Raw genomic sequence first — 1,045 nt, forward strand, 5'->3', positions numbered from 1 at the left:
CCGCTGGCCGACCGGCTCGCCGCGGGCGAGCTGGACCCGGCGGGCGACGACGCCTACGACACGTGTCTCCGCCCCGGTGTCCACCTGGTCTGGGGGCCACCGGGCAGCGGCAAGAGCACGGTCGCCGAACGGGCCGCCGAGGACCTGTCCCGCCGCGGGCTGCGGGTCCTGCACGTCACCGCGGACGACGTGGGCGTCGCCCCGGCCCCCGTGGAACACGACCCGGAGCGGCTGCGGCTGCAGACCGACCTCGTCGCGCTCACCGACGTGGAACGCGAACTCGCCCGGCTGGACGAGGCCCTGGACGGCTACGACGACGTCGCCTTCGCCACCGCCCAGCGGCGCGTCGAGAACGGACAGCGGATCACCGCGCTGGAGTCCGAGTTCGCGCGGCTGCGCGAGCGGCACTGGGAACTGGTGCGCGAACACGGCGACGCCGAGGCCGCGGTGCGGACCGCGCGCAAGGCCCGCGACCGGGTGGCCGACGAACTCGCCCGCCGGGCCGAGGCCAAGGTGCTCACCCACCGGCTCGCCCGTGTCGAGGAGCGGCTGTCCGACCTGCGGGAACGGTTGCGCGACGGCGGGCTGCTGTACCGGGGGCGCCGGGAGGACCGCCGGGAGCTGCGCTCGGCGGAGGACGAACGCCAGGTGCTCGTCTCCCGCATCGAGGACTGCCGGCGCCGGGTGCACACGGTGTCCGAGGACGTCCGCAAGCTGGACGACGAACTCACGGCGGCCCGGGAGAAGGCCGAGGCCGCCGAACGCGCCGAGGCCGACACCCGTGCCCAGCTCGAACTGCTGCGCGACGAGATCCTCCGCCTGCACGCGGCCGGGACGGCCGACGAACGCGACCACCGCTACTACGCCGAGTGCCTGCGGCGCGGCCTGCCCGAGCTGCACAACCGGCGCGAGGTGCTGCGCGGTAACGGCAGGCACCGCGCCGCGCTGCGTGGCCGGTTCCACGAGCGGCTCTGGTGGTGGGGCGAACGGGCCCGCGAGACGCGGGAACGCCGCCGGTCCGGCTGGTGGGCGTCGGCGAACCTGG

1 pseudogene is annotated in these 1,045 nt (G+C 75.9%); it reads left to right on the forward strand.

The features are described from left to right. A pseudogene (locus tag SACPADRAFT_RS33005) lies at positions 1-1,045 on the forward strand (hypothetical protein); the annotation flags it as partial.

The sequence above is a fragment of the Saccharomonospora iraqiensis subsp. paurometabolica YIM 90007 genome (genome assembly GCF_000231035.2).
GTDB classification, from domain to species: domain Bacteria; phylum Actinomycetota; class Actinomycetes; order Mycobacteriales; family Pseudonocardiaceae; genus Saccharomonospora; species Saccharomonospora paurometabolica.